The sequence below is a fragment of the Pseudomonas sp. TNT2022 ID642 genome, from assembly GCF_028656995.1.
GTDB lineage: Bacteria > Pseudomonadota > Gammaproteobacteria > Pseudomonadales > Pseudomonadaceae > Aquipseudomonas.
On sequence record NZ_JAMDGW010000003.1, the window covers coordinates 1 to 5,103 of the forward strand.

Sequence of the window (5,103 nt, forward strand, 5' to 3'; positions counted from 1 at the left end):
AAAGGTCAAAGCGCCCACCCCCCCCGCCCCCGGTGGCACCTTCAAAAATCTGGTGCCGAGCACTGTTCCGGCCGTGACCGAAGTCACCGACACCATCGACACCTCGACCGTCAAACTAACGGCCGATACCTCCGTGGCCGAAGGCGGCACCGTCACTTACACCGCCACTGTCGGCGCTCCAGTCACCGGCTCGCCGGTTGTCGTCACCCTGACAAACGGTCAGACGATCACCATCGGCGTCGGCCAGACCACCGGCACCGCGACCACCACGGCGCCAAACGACGCATTGACCGGCCACGCGCCGATCACCAATGCGATCACTGAGGTCAGCGGCGGCAATTACGAAAATCTGGTGGCTGACAAAACGCCGGTTTCGACCAATGTCACCGACACTGTCGACACCACTAACCTGTCGCTGACTGCGACCGGCACTGTGGCCGAAGGTGGTTCGATTGTTTACACCGCAACCCTGACCAACGCGGCTGGCTCGCCAGTTACCGTGACTTTGTCGAACGGCGCGGTAATCACCATCGAAGCAGGCAAAACCACAGGCACTGTGACCGTTCCAGCTCCGGCCGATGACGTTTACAAAGACGCGGGCAAAGTTGAAGCGACGATTTCGACTGCCACCGGTGGCAACTTCGAAAACCTCGTGCCGAGCACTGTTCCGGCTGTGACCGAAGTCACCGACACCATAGACACCTCGACCGTCAAACTGACGGCCGATACCTCCGTGGCCGAAGGCGGCACCGTCACTTACACCGCCACTGTCGGCGCTCCAGTTACCGGTTCGCCGGTCACCGTGACCTTGGCCAACGGCCAGAACATCACCATCGAAATCGGCAAAACCACCGGCACCGTGACCACCACCGCGCCGAACGATGCGTTGAACGGCCACACCCCGCTGACCAATGCGATCACTGACGTGAGCGGCGGCAACTACGAAAACCTCGTGGCCGACAAGACTCCGGTTTCGACCACGGTCACTGACACCGTCGACACCACTGACCTGTCGCTCAGCGCCACCAACTCGGTCGCCGAGGGCGGTTCGATCATCTACACCGCGACGCTGACCAATCCGGCCGGTACGCCGGTGACCGTGACCCTGAGCAACGGCTCGGTGATCACCATTGAAGCGGGCAAGACCACCGGCACCGTCACCGTCGCTGCACCGGCCGATGACGTCTACAAAGACGCCGGCAAAGTCGAAGTCACCATCAAGGACGCTACCGGCGGCAACTTCGAGAACCTGGTGCCGAGCACTGTTCCGGTCGTGACCGAAGTCACCGACACCATCGACACCAGCACCATCAAACTGACCGCCACCGAGTCAGCTGCTGAAGGTGGCACCGTCACTTACACCGCCACCGTCGGCGCACCAGTCACCGGCTCGCCTGTCGTCGTGACCTTGGCCAACGGCCAAAACATCACCATCGAAATCGGCAAAACCACCGGCACCGTGACCACCACCGCGCCGAACGATGCGTTGAACGGCCACACCCCGCTGACCAATGCGATCACTGACGTGAGCGGCGGCAATTACGAGAACCTCGTTGCCGACAAAACCCCGGTTTCGACCACCGTCACTGACACCGTCGACACCACCAACCTGTCGCTGACCGCGACTGGTACCGTGGCTGAAGGCGGTTCGATCGTTTACACCGCAACCCTGACCAATCCGGCCGGCACGCCAGTGACCGTGACCCTGAGCAACGGTTCGGTGATCACCATCGAGGCCGGCAAAACCACCGGCACCGTGACCGTTCCTGCGCCCGCCGATGACGTCTATAAAGACGCCGGCAAAGTCGAAGTCACGATCAAGGACGCCACCGGCGGCAACTTCGAGAACCTGGTGCCGAGCACCACGCCAGCCGTAACCGACGTCTCTGACACCATCGACACTTCGACGGTCAAACTGACCGCCACCGAGTCGGCGGCTGAAGGTGGCACCGTCACCTACACCGCCACGGTCGGTGCGCCAGTCACTGGCTCGCCAGTTGTGGTGACCCTGGCCAACGGTCAGAACATCACCATCGAAGTGGGTAAAACCACCGGCACTGTGACCACCACTGCGCCGAACGATGCGTTGAACGGCCACACCCCGCTGACCAATGCGATCACTGACGTAAGCGGCGGTAACTACGAGAATCTGGTTGCCGACAAGACTCCGGTTTCGACCACTGTTACTGACACTGTCGATACCACCAACCTGTCGCTGACTGCGACCGACACCGTGGCTGAAGGTGGTTCGATCGTTTACACCGCAACCCTGACCAATCCGGCCGGCACGCCAGTGACCGTGACCCTGAGCAACGGTTCGGTGATCACCATCGAGGCCGGCAAAACCACCGGCACCGTGACCGTTCCTGCGCCCGCCGATGACGTCTATAAAGACGCCGGCAAAGTCGAAGTCACGATCAAGGACGCCACCGGCGGCAACTTCGAGAACCTGGTGCCGAGCACCACGCCAGCCGTAACCGACGTCTCTGACACCATCGACACCTCGACGGTCAAACTGACCGCCACCGAGTCGGCGGCTGAAGGTGGCACCGTCACCTACACCGCCACGGTCGGTGCGCCAGTCACTGGCTCGCCAGTTGTGGTGACCCTGGCCAACGGTCAGAACATCACCATCGAAGTGGGTAAAACCACCGGGACCGTGACCACTACCGCGCCAAACGATGCGCTGACTGGCCACGCTCCGCTGACCAACGCGATCACCGACGTTTCCGGCGGCAATTACGAAAACCTCGTGGCCGACAAAACCCCGGTCAGCACCACCGTCACCGACACTGTCGACACCACCAACCTGTCGCTAACCGCCACCGGTTCGGTCAACGAAGGCGGCCAGATCACCTACACCGCGACCCTGACCAACGCCGCTGGTTCGCCGGTCAACGTGACTCTGTCGAACGGTGCCGTGATCACCATCGACGCCGGCAAAACCACCGGCACCGTCACCGTCGACGCGCCGAAAGATGACGTCTACAAAGATGCCGGTACCGTTGAAGCGACCATCAAGGGCGCGACCGGTGGCGACTTCGAAAACCTGGTCACCAGCACAGCGCCAGCCGTCACCACCGTTAACGACACCATCGACACCTCCACCGTGTCGCTGACCGCCACCGCCAACGTCGCTGAAGGCGAAACCGTGGTCTACACCGCGACCGTGACCGCGCCAGTCACTGGCTCGCCGGTTGTCGTGAACCTGTCCAACGGCCAGACCATCACCATCGCCGTCGGTGAAACCACCGGCACGGTGAACTTCGTTGCACCGAACAGCCCACTGGCTGGTGGCAGCTCGCTGAGCGTAACCATCGACGGCGCTACCGGTGGCAACTACGAAAAACTCGCGGTCGACGGCAAGTCCGCCGACACCGCGGTTTCGGACACCACCGACACCACCAACCTGAACCTGACCGCGACCGATTCGGTGGCTGAAGGCGGTTCGATCGTTTACACCGCGACCCTGACCAACCCGGCCGGCACCCCGGTGACCGTGACCCTGTCGAACGGTTCGGTGATCACTATCGAAGCCGGCAAAACCACCGGCACCGTAACCGTTCCAGCGCCTGCCGATGACGTCTACAAAGACGCTGGCAAAGTCGAAGTGACGATCAAGGATGCAACCGGCGGTAACTTCGAGAACCTGGTGCCTAGCACCGTGCCAGCGGTGACCAACGTTACCGACACCATCGATACCACCAGCGTCAAACTCACCGCGACCGAGTCGGCGGCTGAGGGCGGTACCGTTACCTACACTGCTACCGTCGGCGCGCCAGTCACCGGTTCGCCTGTGGTTGTGACCCTGGCCAACGGTCAGACCATCACCATTGGGGTTGGCCAGACCACCGGCACCGCGACCACCACCGCGCCGAACGATGCATTGACCGGCCACGCGCCGATCACCAATGCGATCACTGAGGTGAGCGGCGGCAACTTCGAAAATCTGGTGGCTGACAAAACGCCGGTTTCGACCAATGTCACCGACACCGTCGACACCACCAACCTGTCGCTGACGGCGACCGGCACCGTGGCTGAAGGCGGCCAGATCACCTACACCGCGACCCTGACCAATGCAGCTGGCAGCCCGGTCACCGTGACCCTGTCGAATGGCGCGGTAATCACCATCGAAACTGGTAAAACCACCGGGACCGTGACTGTTCCTGCACCAGCAGACGACGTCTACAAAGACGCGGGCAAAGTCGAAGCGACGATCTCCACCGCAACTGGCGGCAACTTCGAAAACCTGGTGCCGAGCACTGTGCCGGCCGTAACCGAAGTCACCGATACCATCGACACCTCGACCGTCAAATTGACAGCCGACACTTCCGTGGCTGAAGGCGGCACGGTTACTTACACCGCCACTGTTGGCGCTCCGGTAACCGGTTCGCCGGTCACCGTGACCCTGGCCAATGGTCAGAACATCACCATCGAAGTCGGTAAAACCACCGGCACCGTGACCTTCACCGCACCGAACGATGCGCTGACCGGCCACGCGCCGATCACCAACGCGATCACCGACGTAACCGGCGGCAACTACGAAAATCTGGTGGCGGACAAAACACCGGTCAGCACCACCGTGACCGACACCGTCGACACCACCAACCTGTCGCTCAGCGCGACCGGTTCCGTGGCTGAGGGCGGCTCGATCATCTACACCGCCACATTGACCAACGCTGCTGGCTCGCCAGTGACCGTGACGCTGAGCAACGGCGCCGTGATCACCATCGAGGCCGGCAAAACCACCGGCACCGTGACCGTCGCTGCGCCAGCGGATGACGTTTACAAAGATGCCGGCAAAGTCGAAGCGACGATCTCCACCGCTACCGGTGGCAACTTCGAAAATCTGGTGCCGAGCACTGTTCCGGCCGTGACCGAAGTCACCGACACCATCGATACCACCGCCGTCAAACTCACCGCGACCGAGTCGGCGGCTGAGGGCGGCACCGTTACCTACACTGCTACCGTCGGCGCGCCAGTCACCGGTTCGCCTGTGGTCGTGACCCTGGCCAACGGTCAGACCATCACCATTGGGGTTGGCCAGACCACCGGCACCGCGACCACCACCGCGCCGAACGATGCATTGACCGGCCACGCGCC

General features: G+C 62.3%; 1 protein-coding gene. It reads left to right on the forward strand.

The window, feature by feature from the left end; translation table 11 throughout:
* The coding region (locus M5G26_RS04055; protein WP_337993663.1) for a beta strand repeat-containing protein at positions 1 to 5,103 on the forward strand (5,103 nt) is incomplete at both ends.